Raw genomic sequence first — 21,251 nt, 5'->3', positions numbered from 1 at the left:
GGGGCGGTCCGCTTCCGCGACGCCGTCGCGACCCTTGAGCGAGAGGGTGTCCGCACCTTCCTGGAGCTCGGTCCGGACGGGACGCTCTCCGCGCTCGGCCAGGACTGCGTGACCGAGGACGCGGTGTTCGCGCCCGTGCTGCGCGGCGACCGCGCCGAGGCGGAGACCTTCACCGCCGCGCTGGCCCAGCTCTACGTGCGCGGGGTCAGGCTCGACTGGTCGGCGGTCTTCGCGGGCACCGGCGCCCGGCGCGTCGACCTGCCCACCTACGCCTTCCAGAAGGAGCGCTACTGGCTGGACAGCGGTGCCGCTCCCAGCGGCGATGTCACCGCCTCCGGTCTCGAGTCGGTCGATCACCCGCTGCTGGGCGCGATCGTCGCGCTGCCGGATGCGGACGGGCTGCTGCTCTTCGGCCGTTTGTCGCTCGACACGCAGCCCTGGCTGGCCGACCACGCGGTGGCGGGCAGTGTGCTGCTGCCGGGGACGGCGTTCGTGGAGCTCGCGGTGGCGGCCGGCGACCAGGCGGGGTGCGGGCGGCTGGAAGAGCTGACGCTGGAGGCCCCGCTCGTGGTCCCCGCGACGGGGGCGCTTCGGCTCTGCCTTGCGGTGGGCGAACCGGACGCTTCGGGGCGCCGGTCGCTGAGCGTGTACGCGCGCTCGGAGGATGCCGAGCTGGACCTGTCCTGGACGCGGCACGCAACCGGTCTGCTCGCGGAGGGCGAGCGGATGCCGGACTTCGAGCTGGCGCCGTGGCCGCCGGTGGGTGCGGAGCCGATGTCGGTCGAGTCGGTGTACGACGGGTTCGCGGTGGCCGGGTTCGGTTACGGGCCCGTGTTCCAGGGCCTGCGGGCGGCGTGGCGGCGCGACGGCGAGGTGTTCGCCGAGGTCTCGCTGCCGGAGGACAGTCGTTCGGAAGCGGGTCTGTTCGGTCTGCATCCGGCGTTGCTGGATGCTTCGCTGCACGCGATCGGACTCGGCGGCCTGCTGGAGGACACCGGGCAGGGCCGACTGCCCTTCGCGTGGTCGGGTGTGTCGCTGCACGCGTCCGGCGCGGCCGAGTTGCGGGTGCGTGTGTCGGCCGTTGGTGCGGACGCGGTCTCGCTCGCGGTCGCGGACGGGACCGGTGCGCCGGTTGCGTCGATCGACTCGCTGGCGCTGCGGGCCTTCTCGCCCGAGCAGTTGGCGGGGACCGGTGCAGGTGGCCACGAGGCGCTGTTCCGCCAGGAGTGGACGGGTGTGACGCTGCCCGCTGCCCGTCCCCTCGGCGGGGTGGCGGTGCTGGGCGACGACGACCTCGGGCTCGCGGACGCGGTGCTGTTCGAGGATCTGAGCGAGCTGGCGGAGGCCGTGCCGGGCACGGTCGTGCTGCCGGTGCGACCGGAAGTCGGCGATGTCGCCGCTGCCACTCACGCCTCCGTGCAACGGGTGCTCGCCCTCGTCCAGCAATGGCTGGCGGAGGAGGCGTTCGGCGGTTCCCGCCTGGTGGTGGTGACGCGTGGGGCGACCAGCGGAGACCTCCCGTCGGCTGCTGTATCGGGTCTGCTGCGCTCCGCGCAGTCGGAGGATCCGGGCCGGATCGTGCTGGTGGACCTGGACGAGGACCCGGCGTCGCTGGAGGCGTTGTCCCGGGCCGTGGATGCCGGTGAGCCGCAGCTCGCCCTGCGTGCGGGGGCGCCGTTCGCGCCGCGCCTGGCGCGGATGTCCGCGGGCGGTGGCGACGCGCCGCAGCTGGACCCCGAGGGCATCGTGCTGCTCACCGGGGCCACCGGCGCCCTTGGTGGTCTGTTCGCCCGGCACCTGGTGACCGGGTACGGCGCGCGTCGCCTGCTCCTGGTCTCCCGGCGTGGTGCTGCGGCCGAGGGCGCTCGGGAGCTGGCCGCCGAGCTGGCGGTGCTGGGCGCCGAGGCGCAGTTCGCGGCGTGCGACGTGGCGGACCGAACTGCGCTGGAGGCCCTGCTGGGCTCGCTGGAGCACCCGCTGACCGCCGTGGTGCACACGGCTGGTGTGCTGGACGACGGTGTCATTGCGTCCCTCACGCCCGAGCGCGTTGCCGCGGTGCTGCGTCCGAAGGTGGATGCGGCCTGGCACCTGCACGAGCTGACCAAGGATCAGGATCTGTCCGCCTTCGTGCTGTTCTCCTCGGCGGCCGGGGTGTTCGGCGCGGCGGGTCAGGGCAACTACGCGGCGGCCAACAGCTTCCTGGACGCCCTCGCCCGGCATCGCCGCTCGGCAGGTCTGCCGGGGTCCTCGCTGGCGTGGGGACTGTGGGCCGAGGACGGCGGCATGGCGGCCGACGTCGAGCGGATGAGCCGAGGTGGCGTGGTGCCGCTCTCGCCCACCGAGGGGCTCGCCCTGTTCGACGCGTCGCTTCGCTCGGACGAAGCCGTGGCGGTGCCGGTCCGGCTGGACCGCGCCGGTCTGCAGGCGCAGGCCGACTCTGGGATCCTGCCGCGCCTGCTGCACGGGCTGGTCCGGGCGCCGATGCGTCGCGTCGCCGCCACAACCGCGACCGAGGACTCCGCATTCGACGCGCGGCTCGTCGGCCTGTCCCCTGAGGAACAGGACGCTCTGCTCCTCGACCTGGTCCGGACCCACGTCGCCGCCGTGCTGGGCCACGGCGGTCCGGAGGCCGTCGATCCGACCCGAGCCTTCCGTGATCTGGGCTTCGACTCGCTGAGCGCCCTCGACCTGCGCAACAGCCTCAACGGGGCGACCGCGCTGCGCCTGCCGGCCACGGTGGTGTTCGACCACCCCAACCCGCACGCTCTCGCACGGCAACTGCGCGCCGAGCTCCTCGGCGGCACCGGGTCGGACGAGCGGGGCGGCTCCGCCGCCGTGATCGCGTCGACCGACGACGATCCGATCGCCATCGTCGCCATGAGCTGCCGCTTCCCCGGCGGGGTCGCCTCGCCCGAGGAGCTGTGGGATCTGGTCGCCGCCGGTCGGGACGCGATCACCGGCTTCCCCGAGGACCGTGGCTGGGACATCGAGCGCCTCTACCACCCGGACCCGGAGCACCCCGGCACCTCGTACACCCGTGAGGGCGGCTTCCTGCACGACGCCGCGGAGTTCGACCCGACCTTCTTCGGCATCTCGCCGCGTGAGGCGGTGGCCACCGACCCGCAGCAGCGGCTGCTGCTGGAGACCTCCTGGGAGGCGTTCGAGCGGGCGGGCATCGACCCGGCCGCCCTGCGCGGCAGCCGGACCGGTGTCTTCGTCGGCGTGATGTACCACGACTACGCCACCCGCCTCCAGGAGGACCCGGCCGCCGGGGAGGGCTACCTGGGCGGCGGCGACACCGGCAGTGTCGCCTCGGGCCGGGTCTCCTACAACTTCGGGCTGGAAGGCCCGGCGGTGACGGTCGACACCGCGTGCTCGTCCTCGCTGGTCGCACTGCACTGGGCGATCCAGGCGCTGCGCAGCGGCGAGTGCACCATGGCGCTGGCCGGCGGTGTGACCGTGATGGCGACCCCGGCGACGTTCGTCGGCTTCAGCCGCCAGCGCGGCCTGTCCGTGGACGGTCGGTGCAAGGCGTTCTCGGACGGCGCGGACGGTACCGGCTGGGGCGAGGGCGTCGGCATGCTGCTGGTCGAGCGGCTCTCCGACGCGCGGCGCAACGGTCATCCGGTGCTGGCGGTGGTGCGCGGCAGTGCGGTGAACCAGGACGGCGCCAGCAACGGCCTGACGGCGCCCAACGGCCCTTCGCAGCAGCGGGTCATCCGTCAGGCGCTGGCCTCGGCCGGGCTGACGGCCGGTGAGGTGGACGCGGTCGAGGCGCACGGCACGGGGACCTCGCTGGGCGACCCGATCGAGGCGCAGGCGCTGCTGGCCACCTACGGCCAGGACCGCGAACACCCCCTGTGGCTGGGCTCGATCAAGTCGAACCTTGGCCACACCCAGGCGGCCGCCGGTGTGGCGGGCGTCATCAAGATGGTGCTGGCCATGCAGCACGGCGTGCTGCCGCAGACCCTGCACGTCAGCGAGCCGTCCACGCACGTGGATTGGTCGGCGGGCGCGGTGGAGCTGCTGACCGAGGCGCGGCAGTGGCCCGAGACCGGGCGGCCGCGCCGGGCCGCCATCTCCTCTTTCGGGATCAGCGGCACCAACGCGCACACCGTGATCGAGCAGCCCCCGGGGGTCGAGGCGGAGCCGCGGACGGCCGGTCGGGCGCCGGTGGTGCCGCTCGTGCTGTCGGGCCGGACGCCGGACGCGCTGCGCGGGCAGGCAGGCAGGCTGCGGCGGCATCTCGTCGCCCGTCCGGAGCTGGAGACCGTCGACGCCGCCTACTCGCTGGCCACCGCACGGGCAGGCTTCGACCACCGTGCCTCGCTGGTCGCCCGCGACCGCGCGGAGCTGCTGCGCGGGCTGGAGCTGCTGGCGGGCGGCGAGGCCGCGGGCGAGGCGGCCGTCAGTGTCGGAACGGTCGGCGGCGGCAGGACGGCCTTCCTCTTCACCGGTCAGGGCAGCCAACGGGCCGGTATGGCCCGGGAGTTGCACGACGCTTTCCCGGTGTTCGCGACGGCGTACGACGCGGTCTGCGCCGAGCTCGACCGGCACCTGGACCGGCCCCTGAAGGACGCAGACGCGCTGGTCGACCAGACCGCCTACACGCAGCCGGCGTTGTTCGCTCTGGAAGTGGCGCTGTTCCGTCTCGTGGAATCCTGGGGGGTGCGCCCGGACTTCCTTGCGGGGCACTCGATCGGTGAGATCGCGGCCGCGCATGTGGCGGGTGTGCTGTCGCTCGCCGACGCGGCCGAGCTGGTCGTCGTGCGCGGCCGGTTGATGCAGGCGCTGCCGTCCGGTGGCGCGATGGTGGCCGTGCAGGCCGGCGAGGAGGACGTGCTGCCGCTGCTGGAGGGGCGGGAGCACGAGATCGGCCTCGCGGCCGTCAACGGCCCTTCTGCGGTGGTGCTCTCGGGCACGGAGCAGGCCGTCCTCGAAGTCGCCGGGAAGCTGGCGGCCGACGGGCGCAGGACGAAGCGGCTCACCGTCAGCCATGCGTTCCACTCGCCGCTGATGGACCCGATGCTGGAGGAGCTCCGCACGGTCGTGGAGCGGCTGACCTTCCACGCTCCCCGGATCCCGATCGTCTCCACCCTCGACCAGGTCGCCGACCTCACCACTCCCGCGTACTGGGTGCGGCACGTCCGCGAGGCGGTCCGGTTCTGCGACGCGGTGCGGACCCTGGAGCGCGAAGGCGCGCGGACCTTCCTGGAGTTGGGCCCGGACGGCACCCTCACCGCGATGGCGCAGGACTGCCTGCGGGACGAGAGCGCGGCCCTGCTGACGCCGCTGCTGCGGCGCGACCGCCCGGAGACCGAGACGGTCGCCGCGGCCCTCGGACGCCTGCACGTGCGCGGGGTCCGGGTCGACTGGGCCGCACTGTACGCCGGGACGGGGGCGCGGGTCGTCGAGCTGCCGACCTACGCCTTCCAGCGCGAGCGGTACTGGCCCCGGCCGCTGACCGGCTGGGTGGGCGACCTCGCGTCGGCCGGTCTCGGCACGGCGGATCACCCGCTGCTGGGTGCTTCGCTCGTCCTGGCGGACGCCGACAGCCACGTGTTCACGGGCCGGCTCGCGCTGGACACCCATCCGTGGCTGGCCGATCACGCGGTGGCCGACCGGGTTCTGCTGCCGGGGACGGCGTTCGTGGAGTTGGCACTGCGGGCAGGTGACCAGGTCGGCTGCCCGCTGGTCGAGGAGCTGACCCTGGAGGCGCCGCTCGTCCTGCCCGAGCGTGGCGGAGTTCAGGTGCAGGTCTCGCTCGGTACACCCGACGGCGACGGGCGGCGCGGCATCAGTGTGCACTCGCGCTCCGAGGACGCCGAGGGGGACGAGCCGTGGACGCGGCACGCGGCCGGTCTGCTCGCAGAGGGTGAGCGTTCGGCGTCGTTCGAGCTGGTGCAGTGGCCGCCGGTCGGCGCGGAGCCGGTCTCGGTCGAGCCGCTGTATGACGCCTTCGCGGTGGCCGGGTTCGACTACGGTCCGGTGTTCCAGGGCCTGCGGGCGGCGTGGCGGCACGGCGACGAGGTCTTTGCCGAGGTCTCGCTCCCGGAGGAGAGCCGTTCGGAGGCGGGTCGGTTCGGTCTGCATCCGGCGTTGCTGGATGCCTCGCTGCACGCGATCGGGCTGGGTGGCCTCCTGGAGGAGACCGACCAGGGGCGATTGCCGTTCGCGTGGTCGGGTGTCTCGCTGCACGCAGCAGGCGCGGCCGAGGTGCGGGTGCGGATCGCCCCGGCCGGGCCGGACGCGGTCTCGCTCGCGGTAGCTGACGGGACCGGTGCGCCCGTGGCGTCCATCGACTCCCTGGTTCTGAGGGCTTTCTCGCCCGAGCAGTTGGCAGGATCCGGTGGGCGGCACGAGGCCCTGTTCCGCCAGGAGTGGACGGCGGTGGCGCTGCCCGCCGCCGGACCCCTGGGTGCGGTGGCGGTCCTCGGCGAGGACGACCTCGGGTTGCCCGACGCCGAGCGGTTCGACGACCTGGCGACGCTGAGCTGGGCCCTGCCGGACACGGCCGTCGTGCCGCTTGCGTCTCCGGCTTCCCGGGACATGGCCGAGGCCGCCCACGCAGCCGTTCACCACGTCCTGGAGTTGCTGCAGACCTGGCTGGCCGAGGAGGCCTTCGCGGACTCCCGGCTGGTCCTGGTGACGCGTGGCGCGGTGGCCGCTGCCGACGCTGAGGACGTCCGCGACCTGGCGTCGGCCGCCGTCTGGGGTCTGGTGCGCTCCGCGCAGTCGGAGAACCCAGGCCGCATCGTGCTGATCGACCTGGACGAGGACCCGGCCTCGCGAGCGGTGCTTGCTGCCGCCGTCGACTCCGGCGAGCCGCAGCTCGCGCTGCGGGCCGGGGCGGCCTTCGCTCCGCGCCTGGCCACGGTGGCCACCGACGAGCCCGAGGTGACGCCTGAGTTCGACACCGTCGGCACGGTCCTGGTGACCGGCGCGACGGGATCGCTCGGTCGGGCGGTGGCGAGGCATCTGGTGGTCCACCACCGGGTGCGGCACCTGCTGTTGGTCTCGCGGCGCGGCGAAGCGGCGCCGGGCGCTGGGGAGTTGGCCGCCGAGCTGGCGGAGCTGGGAGCGTCGGCCCGGTTCGCGGCCTGTGACGTGGCCGACCGTGACGCCCTGGCCGAGCTGCTGGGGAGCGGGCTGGAGCATCCGCTGGCCGCCGTGGTGCACACCGCCGGCGTGCTGGACGACGGCGTGATCTCCTCGCTCACCCCGGACCGGGTCGACACGGTCCTGCGTCCGAAGGTGGACGCGGCCTGGCACCTGCACGAGCTGACGCAGCATCTGGAGCTCTCGGCCTTCGTGCTGTTCTCCTCCGCAGCCGGTGTGTTCGGCAACGCCGGTCAGGCCAACTACGCCGCCGCCAATGCCTTCCTGGACACGCTCGCGCAGCACCGGCACGCCGTTGGTCTGCCCGCGACCTCCCTCGCCTGGGGCCCTTGGGCCGAGGACGGCGGGGGCATGGCGGGCGAGCTCGCCGAGACCGACGCGCGCCGGATCACGCGTGGCGTGGCGGCCCTGTCGGAGACGGAGGGCCTGGCGCTGCTCGACACCGCACTCGGTCTGCCGGACCCGATGTTGCTGCCGGCCCGTTTGGACCTGGGCCAACTGCGATCCCAGGCGACGGAGTCGGGCGAGGTGCCCGCGCTGCTGCGGGGGCTGATCCGTACGCCGGCCCGGCGTACGGTCGAAACCGCCGAGGCTGACCCGGGGGCTGCGCTGGTGCGGCAGCTGACCGGTCTGGCCGCCGACGAGCAGGAGCGCATCCTCCTCGACGTGGTCCGCGGTCAGGTGGCCGGGGTGCTGGGCTACGCCGGTGCCGCCGCTGTCCAGGCGACCGCTGGATTCCGCGAGTTGGGCTTCGACTCACTGACCGCCGTGGAGTTGCGCAACCGCCTGAACGCGGTGACCGGCCTGCGGCTGCCCGCCACCCTGGTCTTCGACTACCCGAGCCCCGCCGAGCTCGCCGGACAGCTGCGCACCGCGCTGCCGCTGGACGGGCAGGCGGCCGGGACGGGCGTCTTCGCCGAGCTGGACCGGCTGTCGCAGGCCCTGGCGGCCACGCCCACCGACGAGGAGACCGGGACGCGGGTCACCCTGCGCCTCCAGGCCCTGCTCGCGCAGTGGCGGGACCTCGTCGGAGCCGACCAGCGTTCGGCCGAGGACGACAGCGACATCGAATCGGCCACCGACGACGAGCTGTTCGACCTGCTCGACGACGAGCTCGAGACCTCCTGACCCGGGCTCCCGCCCCCCATGACGCAGGCGCGACTGTGATGCCGCGAGGAACGGACGAGATGGTGAACGAGGACAAGCTGCGCGACTACCTCAAGCGCGCCACCGCTGATCTGCGCAACGCTCGTCGGCGCGTGCGGGAGCTGGAGGAGCGCGACCAGGAGCCGATCGCGATCGTCGGCATGAGCTGCCGCTACCCCGGTGGCGTCTCCTCCCCGGAGGACCTGTGGCAGCTGGTCTCGGACGGGGGCGACGCCATCGGCGGCTTCCCGACCGACCGTGGCTGGGAGGTCGAGTCGCTGATCGACGACGACCCGGACCGGCAGGGCACCAGCTACGTCAGCCAGGGCGGCTTCCTGCACGACGCGTGCGAGTTCGACCCGGCCTTCTTCGGCATCTCGCCGCGTGAGGCGCTGGCCATGGACCCGCAGCAGCGACTGCTGCTGGAGGCGTCCTGGGAGGCGTTCGAGCGGGCCGGGATCGACCCGACGGGGCTCAAGGGCAGCCGGACCGGCATCTTCGCGGGCCTGATGTACCACGAGTACGCCAGCCGCCTCGGCGCGGTGCCCGAAGGCGTCGAAGGTCACCTGGGGACCGGCAGCTTCGGCAGTGTCGCCTCCGGCCGCGTCTCCTACACGCTGGGCCTGGAGGGCCCGGCGGTGACCGTGGACACCGCCTGCTCGTCGTCGCTGGTCGCGCTGCACCTGGCGGTGCAGGCGCTGCGGACCGGTGAGTGCACGCTCGCGCTGGCCGGTGGCGTGACCGTGATGGCCACGCCCGGCACGTTCGTCGAGTTCAGCCGCCAGCGCGGCCTGGCCACGGACGGGCGCTGCAAGGCGTTCTCCGACGACGCCGACGGCACCGGCTGGGGTGAGGGCGTCGGCATGCTGCTGGTCGAGCGCTTCAGTGACGCCCGGCGTCACGGGCACCCGGTCCTCGCCGTCGTGCGCGGCTCGGCGATCAACCAGGACGGCGCCAGCAACGGCCTGACCGCCCCCAACGGGCCGTCGCAGCAGCGGGTGATCCGCCAGGCGCTGGCGTCGGCCGGTCTGACGCCGTCCCAGGTCGACGCCGTCGAGGCGCACGGCACCGGCACCACGCTGGGTGACCCGATCGAGGCGCAGGCCCTGCTCGCCACGTACGGCCAGGAGCGGGCGGACGGTCGGCCGCTGCTGCTCGGCTCGCTCAAGTCCAACATCGGCCACACCCAGGCCGCGGCGGGCGTCGGCGGCATCATCAAGATGGTCATGGCGATGCGTCACGGCGTGCTGCCGCAGACGCTGCACGTCGCCGAGCCGTCCACGCACGTGGACTGGTCGGCCGGTGCGGTGGAGCTGCTGACCGAGGCGCGCGCGTGGCCGGAGACCGGACAGCTGCGCCGGGCCGCCGTCTCCTCCTTCGGCTTCAGCGGCACCAACGCGCACGTGATCGTCGAGCAGGCGCCGACGGCGCAAGAGCAGGAACCGGCCGAGGAGCCCGCCGAGGCGCCGGTCGCGGCGATCGTTCCCGCCGTGCTGCCGTGGCCGGTGTCGGCCCGGGGTGCGGCCGGGCTGCGCGGGCAGGCGGGCCGCCTTTCCGCCTTCGTGGACAGTGAGCCGACCGCGGACGCGCTGGGCATCGGGCTGTCGCTGGCGACAGGCCGGGCCGCACTGGAGAACCGGGCCGTCGTGCTCGGTGCGGACCTCGCCGAGCTGGGCCGGGGCGTTGCGACGCTCGCCGTCGGCGGCGTCGCGGCCGACGTCGTCGAAGGGACGGCCCAGGCCCTCGGCAAGGTGGCCTTCGTCTTCCCCGGGCAGGGCTCGCAGTGGGCCGAGATGGGCGCTCGGCTGTGGGACGAGTCGCCGGTGTTCCGCGCCGCGATCCAGGACTGCGGCGCTGCTCTGGCGCCGTTCACCGACTGGTCGTTGGAGGACGTGCTGCTCGGCCGCGCCGGCACGGAGTGGCTGGACCGGGTCGAGGTCGTGCAGCCGGTGCTGTGGGCCGTGATGGTGTCGCTCGCCGAGGTCTGGCGGGCGTGCGGCGTCGAGCCCGCGCTGGTCGTCGGTCACTCGCAGGGCGAGATCGCCGCCGCGGTGGTGGCCGGTGTGCTGTCGCCGGCCGACGGGGCCAAGGTCGTCGCGCTGCGCAGCCAGGCGATCGCCGCGGGCCTCGAAGGCCAGGGCGGCATGGTCTCCCTCGCCCTGCCGGTGGACGCCGCGCGCGAGCGGCTGGCCGCCTGGGGCGAGCAGCGGATCTCGGTGGCCGCCGTCAACGGCCCGACCTCGGTGGTCGTCTCGGGTGACCCGCAGGCGCTGGACGAACTGCTCGCCGCCTGCGAGGCGGACGGGGTCCGGGCTCGCCGGGTGCAGGTCAGCTACGCCTCCCACTCCGCCCAGGTCGAGTCCTTGCGCGACGAGCTGCGCACGGCCCTGGCCGGGATCACCCCGCACTCCGGGCGGATCCCGCTGCTGTCCACCGTCACCGGCGAGCTGCTCGACGGCGCGGCGATGGACGCCGAGTACTGGTACACCAACCTCCGTTCGACCGTGCGGTTCGGCGACGCCGTCCAAGCGGCCGTCGCCGTGCACGGTGTCGACGGCTTCGTCGAGGTCAGCGCGCACCCCGTGCTGCTGACCGGACTTCAGGAGTGCCTGGAGGAGGCCGACGCGGCGGCGGTGACCGTGGGAACGCTGCGACGCGGCGAGGGCGGCGCGCGCCGGATCGCGGCCTCTCTCGCCGAGGCGTGGGTGCGCGGCATCGCCGTCGACTGGCAGGCCGCCGTCTTCGGAGGCACCGGCGCGCAGCGCGTCGAGCTGCCCACCTACGCCTTCCAGCGCAGCCGCTACTGGCTCGACGCACCCGCCGCCCAGACCGCCGAGCCCGGGGACGCGGTCATCGACCCGGTCGAGGCGGAGTTCTGGGCCGCGGTGGAGGGCGAGGACCTGGCCGCAGTGGCCGACTCCCTGGACCTCGCCGACGACGCCCCGCTCAGCGCCGTGCTGCCGGCCCTGTCGTCCTGGCGGCGGCAGCGCCGCGAACAGTCCACCGTCGACGGCTGGCGCTACCGGATCGTCTGGCAGCCGCTGACCGAGCTGCCCGCGCCGGTGCTCTCCGGTACCTGGGCGCTCGTGGTGCCCGAGGCACTGGCCGGTGACGCGTGGGTGGCCGACACCGCCCAAGCGCTGGGCCGCCACGGCGCCGACGTGCGGCAGCTGGCGGTCGGTCCGGTGGACCTGGACCGTGAGGCGCTGGCCGGCCGGCTGCGCGCCGAATTCCCCGAGGATGCCGCACCCGCCGGGGTGCTGTCCCTGCTCGGCCTGGTCGAGCAGGGCTGCCCGGACCACCCGGCCGTGCCGTTCGGGCTGGCCGGATCGCTGACCCTGCTCCAGGCGCTGGGCGACGCCGAGATCGAGACGCCGGTGTGGACCGCCACGCGCGGCGCGGTCGCGGTGAACGCCGCCGAGCGACTGGACGGGCCCGCGCAGGCCCTGGTCTGGGGCCTGGGCCGGGTGGCCGCACTGGAGGACGCGCCGCGCTGGGGCGGTCTGCTGGACCTGCCCGGGCAGCTGGACGAGCGGGCCCTCAAGCGCCTGGTCGGGGTGCTGGCCGGGACCGGCGGCGAGGACCAGCTCGCCCTGCGCGGCGCGGGCGTGTACGCCCGCCGACTGGTCCACGCGTCGGCCGGACCGACGTCGGCCGGATCGGCGCCTGCCGAGCCGTGGCGTCCGAGCGGCACCGTCCTGGTCACCGGCGGCACCGGCGCGCTCGGCGCGCACGTGGCCCGCTGGCTGGCCGGCAACGGCGCCCGGCACCTGCTGCTCACCAGCCGCCGCGGCCCGGACGCCGAGGGCGCCGCCGAACTGCGGGACGAACTCACCGCGCTCGGCGCCGAGGTGACGATCACCTCGTGCGACGTGTCGGACCGCGCGGCGCTGGCCGCGCTGCTCGCGTCCGTCCCGGCCGAGCGGCCGCTCACCGCCGTGATGCACACCGCCGCCGTGCTGGACGACGCGGTGATCCGGGCGCTGACCGCCGACCAGCTGGAGCGGGTGCTGCGGGTCAAGGTCGACTCCGCCCTGCACCTGCACGAGCTGACCCGCGACCTCGACCTCTCCGCTTTCGTGCTCTTCTCCTCCTTCGCCGCCACCTTCGGCGCGCCGGGCCAGGGCAACTACGCGCCCGGGAACGCGTTCCTGGACGCGCTGGCCGAACAGCGCCGCGCCGACGGGCTGCCCGCCACCTCGGTGGCCTGGGGGCCGTGGGGCGAGGGCGGCATGGCGGCCGAGGGCGGCATCGGCGACCGGATGCGCCGCCACGGCATCCTGGAGATGGCGCCCCACCTGGCCGTCTCCGCCCTCCAGCAGGCGCTGGACCAAGGCGAGACGGTACTCACCGTCACCGACATCGACTGGAAGAGGTTCGCGCTCGCCTTCACCTCGGGCCGGGTTCGCCCGCTGCTGTTCGAGGTTCCCGAGGCCGTGCGCGCCCTGGAGAGCAGCACGGGTGGCGACGCTGGTGCGGAGACCACCGACAGCGGGTTCGCCGCCCGGCTCGCCGATCTCCCGGCCGCCGAGCGCGAACGCCTGCTGACGGACCTGGTCACCTCGCACGTCGCGGCCGCACTGGGCTACCCGGGCCCGGAGGCCGTGGACACCGGCCGGGCGTTCAAGGAGCTGGGCTTCGACTCACTGACCGCCGTCGAGCTGCGCAACCGGCTCGGCGCGGCCGCCGGGATCAAGCTCCCCGCCACGCTGATCTACGACCACCCCAACACCGTCGCACTGGTGCGCCACCTCGACGAGGAGCTGTCGGGCGCTGTGAGCACCGCCGTCGCCCCGGTCGTGGTCCGGGCCGCCGACGACGAGCCGATCGCGATCGTCGGCATGAGCTGCCGCTTCCCCGGCGGGGTGTCCTCGCCCGAGGACCTCTGGCAGTTGCTGGTCAGCGCCGGTGACGGACTGTCGGACTTCCCGGCCGACCGCGGCTGGGACCTCGACTCCGTGTTCCACGCGGACCGCGACCACCAGGGCACCTCCTACATCAGCCAGGGTGGCTTCCTGCACGACGCCAGCCGCTTCGACGCCGCCTTCTTCGGGATCTCGCCGCGCGAGGCGCTGGCCATGGACCCGCAGCAGCGGCTGCTGCTGGAGACCTCCTGGGAGGCGTTCGAGCGCGCCGGCATCGACCCGGGCGCCCTGCGCGGCAGCCGGACCGGCGTCTTCGCCGGCACCAACGGCTCCGACTACCTCGGCCTGCTGGCCGGTGCGGCGCAGTCGGCGGAGGGCCACGTCGCCACCGGCACGGCGGCCAGCGTGGTGTCGGGCCGCGTCTCGTACCTGTTCGGCCTCGAAGGCCCGGCGATGACCGTGGACACCGCCTGCTCGGCCTCGCTGGTGGCCCTGCACCTGGCGGTGCAGTCGCTGCGCAACGGCGAGTGCGAGCTGGCGCTGGCCGGTGGCGTGACGGTGATGTCGACCCCGGGCACCTTCGTCGAGTTCAGTCGTCAGCAGGGCCTGGCCTCCGACGGCCGCTGCAAGCCGTTCTCGGCCGCCGCGGACGGCTTCACGCCCTCCGAGGGTGTGGGCATGCTGCTGGTCGAGCGGCTGAGCGACGCCCGCCGCAACGGTCACCCGGTGCTGGCCGTCGTGCGCGGTTCGGCGATCAACCAGGACGGTGCGAGCAACGGCCTGACGGCGCCGAACGGTCCGTCGCAGCAGCGGGTGATCCGCCAGGCGCTGGCGAACGCCGGCCTGACGGCGGACCAGGTGGACGCGGTCGAGGCGCACGGTACGGGCACCTCGCTGGGCGACCCGATCGAGGCGCAGGCGCTGCTGGCCACCTACGGCAAGGACCGTCCCGAGGACCGGCCGCTGTGGCTGGGCTCGGTGAAGTCCAACATCGGCCACGCCCAGGCGGCGGCCGGTCTGGCCGGTGTCATCAAGATGGTGCTGGCGATGCGCCACGGAGTGCTGCCGGAGAGCATCCACATCGACGAGCCCACCCCGCAGGTGGACTGGTCGACCGGCGCGGTGGAGCTGCTGACCGGGCAGCGGGACTGGCCCGAGACCGGACAGCCCCGTCGGGCGGGGGTGTCCTCGTTCGGGTTCAGCGGGACCAACGCGCACGTGATCCTCGAGCAGGAGCCGTCGGACGAGCGGGCCGAGGCGGAGCCGGACGGGGTTCCGGCGGTCGCCGCCCCGGTGGTGCCGTGGGTGCTGTCGGGCCGGGGCGAGGACGCTCTGCGCGGTCAGGCGGCACGGCTGCAGGCCTTCGCGGCGGCTCAGCAGGAGCCGGACGCGGCGGGTCTCGGACTCTCCCTGGCGGTGGGCCGTGCGGTGCTGGAGCACCGGGCCGTCGTGCTGGGCGAGGACGCCGCCGAACTGGGGCGCGGCCTGGCGGCGCTGGCCGCAGGTGGACCCGATGCGCGCGTGGTGCAGGGTGTGGCGGGTGCTCCGGGGAAGGTCGCGTTCGTCTTCCCCGGGCAGGGTTCGCAGTGGGCCGCGATGGCGGTGGAGCTGCTGGAGTGCTCGGCGGTGTTCGCGCAGCGGATGGCCGCGTGCGCGGACGCCCTGGCTCCGTTCGCGGACGGCTGGTCGCTGCTGGACGTCGTCCGCGGCGAGGGCGGTGACGGTTGGCTGGACCGGGTGGATGTGGTGCAGCCGGTGCTGTGGGCGGTGATGGTCTCGCTCGCGGAGGTCTGGCGCGGAGCGGGCGTCGAGCCCTCCGTGGTCGTGGGGCACTCGCAGGGTGAGATCGCTGCCGCTGTCGTCGCCGGTGCCCTGTCGCTGGAGGACGGCGCGCGCGTGGTGGCCCTGCGCAGCCGCGCGATCGCCGGTGGCCTGGCGGGCCTCGGCGGGATGGTGTCGGTGGCGCTGCCCGTCGACGCCGTGCGCGAGCGCCTGACGGCCTGGGGCGAGGAGCGGATCTCGGTCGCGGCCGTGAACGGGCCGTCCTCGGTGGTGGTCTCCGGCGAACCGGCGGCGCTCGACGAGCTGTTGGCCTCGTGCGAGGCCGACGGCGTGCGGGCGCGCCGCGTCCCGGTGGACTACGCGTCGCACTCCGCGCAGGTCGAGTCGATCCGCGAGGAGCTCCTCACGGCGCTGGCCGGGATCGAACCGCGGGCCGGCCGGGTGCCGCTGCAGTCGACGGTGACCGGTGAACTGGTCGACGGCTCAGGGATGGACGCCGAGTACTGGTACACCAACCTCCGCACCACGGTGCGGCTGCAGGAGGCGACCGAGTCGCTCCTCACCGCAGGCTGCGGGACGTTCGTCGAAGTCAGCCCGCATCCAGTGCTGGTGATGGCGCTTCAGGAGAGCATCGAGGCGGCGGACCGCGACGCGGTGGCCTTCGGCACGCTGCGCCGCGACGAGGGCGACGCCCGCCGGGTGCTGGCCTCCTTCGCCGAGGCGTGGGTGCGCGGCGTCGCGGTGGACTGGCGGGCCGCGGCCCTCGCGGGCAGCGGCGCCCGGCGGGCCGAGCTGCCCACCTACGCCTTCCAGCGCCGGCGCTTCTGGCCCGAGGTGGCCGGGGCCGAGGAGCAGTCCGCGCACGTCGCCAACGATCCGGTGGAGGCGGCCTTCTGGGAGGTCGTCGAGAACGAGGACCTGGCGGCCCTGGCCGGTTCGCTCGACCTCGCCGACGACGCCCCGCTCAGCGCGGTGCTGCCGGCCCTGTCGTCCTGGCGGCGGCAGCGCCGCGAGGAGTCCACCGTCGACGGCTGGCGCTACCGGGTCGCCTGGCAGCCGCTGACGGACCTGCCGACGGCCGCAAGCCTCTCCGGCACCTGGGCGGTCGTCGTCCCCGAGACGCTGGCGGAGGACGCCTGGGTGGCCGAGACCGCCCAGGCGCTGGTCCGACGCGGCGCGGAGGTCCGCGTGTTCGGCCTCGCCACCCGGGACCTGGGCCGTGAGGCGCTGGTCGACGTGCTGCGCAAGCAGCTGGGCGACGTCGTGGAGCTGACGGGCGTGCTGTCGCTGCTCGCGCTGGACGAGCGGCCGCACCGGGACCACCCGGGCCTGCCGCTCGGCCTGGCCGGGACCGTCGCGCTGGTGCAGGCACTGGGCGACGCCGGGATCGAGGCGCCGCTGTGGAGCGCCACCCGGGGCGCGGTCGCGGTCAACCGCGCCGAGCGGCAGGCGGGCCCCGCGCAGTCCCTGGTCTGGGGTCTGGGCCGGGTCGCCGCGCTCGAACAGCCGCAGCGCTGGGGCGGCCTCGTGGACCTCCCCGCGACCCTGGGCGAGCGCTCCGATGAGCGCGCGCTGGACCGGCTGGTGAGCGTGCTGGCCGGCGCCGGGGCCGAGGACCAGCTCGCCGTGCGGGCCTCAGGCGTGTTCGTCCGCCGACTGGTGCACGCCCCGGCGGGCCTCACGCGCGCCGAGGGCTGGCGTCCGAGCGGCACCGTCCTCGTCACCGGCGGTACCGGCGCGCTCGGCGCGCACGTGGCCCGCTGGCTGGCCCGCAGCGGTGTCGGGCACCTGTTGCTCACCAGCCGCCGTGGCCCGGACGCCGAGGGCGCCGCCGAGCTGCGTGAGGAACTCCTCGCCCTCGGCGTGCAGGTGACGATCGCCTCCTGCGACGCGGCCGACCGCGCGGCGCTCGCCGGACTGCTGGCCACCGTACCGGCGGAGCAGCCGCTCACCGCCGTGGTCCACACCGCGGGCGTCCTGGACGACGGCGTGCTCGACGCGCTGACGCCCGACCGGATCGCGGGCGTGCTGCGTCCGAAGGTGGACGCCGTGCGCAACCTGCACGAGCTGACCCGGGAGTCGGACCTGACGGCGTTCGTCCTGTTCTCCGGCATCGCGGGCACGCTCGGCGACCCCGGCCAGGGCAACTACGCGGCCGCCAACGCCTTCCTGGACGCCTTCGCCGGGCAGCGTCGGGCCGAGGGCCTGCCCGCCACCTCGGTGGCCTGGGGCCGCTGGGGCGAGACGGGCATGGCGGCGGACGGCATGATCGGCGACCGTCTGGACCGCGCCGGGCTCCCCGGCATGCAGCCGGAGGCGGCGATCGCCGCCCTGCAGCGGGCCCTGGACCTGGACGAGACGGTGGTCACGGTCGCCGACATCGTCTGGGAGCGCTTCGCGCCCGGCTTCACGGCCGTCCGCGCGTCCGCGCTGCTGGACGAGCTGCCCGCCGCCCGCCGCACCGCCGACGACGGCGGTTCCACCGCCGAGGCGCCCGCCGACGCCTCCGACCTGCGCCGCCGTCTGGCGGAGCTGGCGGAGCTGGAGCGCGAGCAGGCCGTCCTGGACCTGGTGCGGGCCCACGCGGCGGCGGCGCTCGGGCACGAGACGGTGGACGAGGTGGTCGGGAGCCGGGCCTTCAAGGAGCTCGGTATCGACTCGCTGACCGCCCTGGAGCTGCGCAACCGGCTGAGCGCCGCCACCGGCCTCCGGCTCCCGGCGACGCTGGTGTTCGACTTCCCGACCCCGGCCGCGCTGGCCGCCCGCCTGCGGGCGGACCTGCTGCCCGACGCCGGGGCGGGCGGCACGGCATCGCTCGCCGAGATCGACCGGCTGGAAGCCGCGCTGGCGGCGGTCTCCGAGGACGAGGACACCCGGGCGGACGTCGCCGCCCGCCTCCAGGCCCTGCTGACCCGGTGGAGCGGGGCTCCGCGCGAGCGGGAGGCCGAGGCCCAGGTGACCGAGAAGCTCCAGGCGGCCTCCGCCGACGAGCTCTTCGCCTTCATCGACAACGAGCTGGGCATGGCCTGACGGGCCCCGACCGTCCCGCAACTACCTTCAGCAGTGAACGAATTGGGTGAGGTTCCCACAGTGGATCAGGACAAGCTGCTCGACTATCTGAAGCGCGTGACGGCGGATCTGCACCAGACCCGCCAGCGGCTTCGTGACGCGGAGTCGGGCGACTCCGAGCCGATCGCCCTGGTCTCGATGAGCTGCCGGTTCGCCGGCGGGGTGAACTCGCCCGAGGATCTCTGGCAGTTGGTGTCCGAGGGCCGCGACGCGATCGGCGACTTCCCGTCCGACCGCGGCTGGGACGTGGCGTCGCTCTTCGACGACGACCCCGACCAGCAGGGCACCAGCTACACCAGAAGCGGCGGGTTCCTCTACGACGCCACGGAGTTCGACGCCGCGTTCTTCGGCATCAGCCCGCGTGAGACGCTCGGCATGGACCCGCAGCAGCGGCTGCTGCTGGAGGCGACCTGGCAGGTGCTGGAGCGGGCGGGCATCGATCCGACCTCGCTGAAGGGCAGCCGCACCGGCGTCTTCGCCGGGACCAACGGTCAGGACTACGGCGACCTGCTGTACCAGGTGCCCGAGGGCGTCGAGGGCTACACGCTCACCGGCAACGCGGCGAGCGTGCTGTCCGGTCGCCTCTCCTACACCTTCGGCCTGGAGGGCCCGGCCGTCACCGTCGACACGGCCTGCTCGTCCTCGCTGGTCGCCCTGCACCTCGCGGTGCAGGCGCTGCGCCAGCGGGAGTGCTCGCTGGCGCTGGCCGGCGGCGTCACCGTGATGTCCAGCCCGCGGGCCTTCATCCAGTTCAGCCGCCAGCGCGGGCTCGCGCCCGACGGCCGCTGCAAGTCGTTCGCCGCGGCGGCCGACGGCACCGGCTGGGGCGAGGGCGTCGGCATGCTGCTGCTGGAGCGGCTCAGCGACGCCCGGCGCAACGGCCACCCGGTGCTCGCGGTGATCCGCGGGTCGGCGGTCAACCAGGACGGCGCCAGCAACGGGCTCACCGCACCCAACGGCCCGTCCCAGCAGCGGGTCATCCGGCAGGCCCTGGCCGGGGCCGGTCTGACGCCGAGCCAGGTCGACGTCGTCGAGGCGCACGGCACGGGCACGGTGCTCGGCGACCCGATCGAGGCGCAGGCGCTGCTGGCCACCTACGGTCTGGAGCGCCCCGAGAACCGGCCGCTGTGGCTCGGGTCGGTCAAGTCCAACCTCGGCCACACCCAGGCGGCCGCCGGTGTCGCGGGCGTCATCAAGATGGTCCTCGCGATGCAGCACGGCGTCATGCCGAAGACCCTGCACGTGGACGAGCCCTCGCCGCACGTCGACTGGGCCTCCGGCGGCGTCGCCCTGCTGGAGGAGGCCCGGCCGTGGCCGGAGACCGGCGAGCCGCGCCGTGCGGGCGTCTCCTCCTTCGGCGTCAGCGGCACCAACGCGCACACCATCATCGAGCAGGCCCCTGAGCCTGAGCCCGAGCCGTCTGCCGCCGAGGACGTGCCGGTGGCCGCCCCGGCGCTGCTGCCGTACCTGGTCTCGGGGCGGACCGCCGAGGCCCTGAGCGCCCAGGCCGCCCGGCTCCGGGCCCACCTGGACGCCGGTCCGGACCTCGCCCCGGCCGACCTCGCCCACTCGCTGGCCACCACCCGCGCCGCGCTGGACCACCGCGCCGCTGTCCTGGCCGCCGACCGCGCCGAGCTGCTGGCGGGCCTGGACGCGCTCGCCAACGGCGAGAGCGTGCCGCACCTGGTGCGCGGCGTCGCGGCCGCCGAGGGCCGCACCGCGTTCCTCTTCACCGGCCAGGGCAGCCAGCGGGCCGGGATGGGCGCCGAGACGTACGCGGCGTTCCCGGTCTTCGCCGAGGCCTTCGACGCGGTCTGCGCGGAGCTGGACCAGCACCTGGACCGCCCGCTGAAGGACGTCGTCTTCGGCGTCATCGGTGCCGAGGGCACGCTGCTGGACGAGACCCGCTACACCCAGCCCGCGCTCTTCGCGGTGGAGGTGGCGCTGTTCCGGCTGGTGGAGTCGTGGGGCCTCGCGCCCGACTTCCTGGCCGGGCACTCGATCGGCGAGCTGGCCGCCGCGCACGTCGCGGGCGTGCTCTCGCTCGCCGACGCCTGCGCGCTGGTCGCGGCCCGCGGCCGGCTGATGCAGGAGCTGCCCGCCGGTGGCGCGATGGTGTCCTTGCAGGCGTCGGAGGAGGAGGTGCTGCCGCTGCTGGCGGACCGTGCGGACGCGGTGGGTATCGCCGCCGTCAACGGCCCGACCGCCGTGGTGGTCTCCGGTGCCGAGGACGACGTCCTGGCCGTGGCACGGCACTTCGAGGAACTGGGCCGCAAGACCAAGCGCCTGACCGTGAGCCACGCCTTCCACTCCCCGCTGATGGACGGGATGCTGGCGGACTACCGCCAGGTCGCAGAGGCCCTGGACTACCAGCCGCCGCGCATCCCGATCGTCTCCACCGTGACCGGTGCCTCGCTGACCACCGAGGAGATCTGCTCGCCCGAGTACTGGGTGCGCCACGTCCGCGAGGCTGTCCGCTTCCTCGACGCCGTCCGCCGGCTCGACGCCAACGGCGTCACCACCTACCTGGAGCTCGGCCCCGACGGCGTGCTCACTGCCATGGCCCAGCACTGCCTGGGTGACGACGCCGATGCCGCCGCCCTGGTGCCCACCCTGCGCGCCGGCCGTCCCGAGGCCCGGACCCTGCTGACCGCGCTCGCCCAGGCCCACGCCCACGGCGCCACGCCCGACTGGCGGGTGGTGTCCGCGCGTTGGGGCGGCACCCGGGTGGACCTGCCCACCTACGCCTTCCAGCGCCGCCGTCACTGGCCCGAGCCCCCGGCCGGCTGGCTCGGCGATGTCGCGTCGGTCGGCCTCGGCGCGGCCGACCACCCGCTGCTCGGCGCGGCGGTCGCGCTCGCCGACGCCGACGGCGTGCTCTTCACCGGCCAGCTCTCGCTGCAGACCCACCCCTGGCTCGCCGACCACGCCGTGATGGGCGCCGTCCTGCTGCCCGGGACGGCCTTCGTCGAGCTCGCGATCCGCGCAGGCGACCACGTGGGCTGCCACCGGCTCGCCGAACTGACCCTGGAAGCCCCGCTGGTCCTGCCCGAGCACGGTGCCGTCCAGCTCCAGCTCGCGGTGGGGGAGGCGGACGCCTCCGGCAGCCGTAGCCTCACCCTGCACTCCCGCCCGGAGCCCGAGGACGCCGCGGGCGGTGCAGCCCTGACCACCGAGCACGCCTGGACCAGGCACGCCACCGGCATCCTCGCGCCCGCCGCCGCAGAGCGGCGGGCCGAGCCGTGGGCCTGGGCAGCTGGCCCCCCGCCG

The 21,251-nt window shown here is 74.7% G+C and carries 3 protein-coding genes; all 3 read left to right on the top strand.

Going from position 1 to position 21,251, the window contains the following annotated elements; all coding sequences use genetic code 11:
* Positions 1-8,247: SDR family NAD(P)-dependent oxidoreductase (locus tag TR49_RS35905; RefSeq protein WP_152627641.1), on the top strand; the 8,247-nt coding region annotated here is incomplete at its 5' end.
* 62 nt (positions 8,248-8,309) lie between these two features.
* Positions 8,310-17,942 (top strand): type I polyketide synthase, encoded by a 9,633-nt coding sequence (locus tag TR49_RS35900; protein ID WP_439654158.1) that lies wholly within the window; start codon positions 8,310-8,312, stop codon positions 17,940-17,942.
* A 33-nt stretch (positions 17,943-17,975) separates the two neighbouring features.
* Positions 17,976-21,251 (top strand): type I polyketide synthase (locus tag TR49_RS35895; protein ID WP_439654157.1); only part of this gene is annotated, 3,276 nt, incomplete at its 3' end.

The sequence above is a fragment of the Streptacidiphilus melanogenes genome, from assembly GCF_000787835.1.
In the GTDB taxonomy this organism is placed as follows: Bacteria; Actinomycetota; Actinomycetes; order Streptomycetales; family Streptomycetaceae; genus Streptacidiphilus; species Streptacidiphilus melanogenes.
The sequence above is the reverse complement of the archived record's forward strand: the minus strand, read 5'-3'. Positions and strand labels throughout refer to the sequence as shown.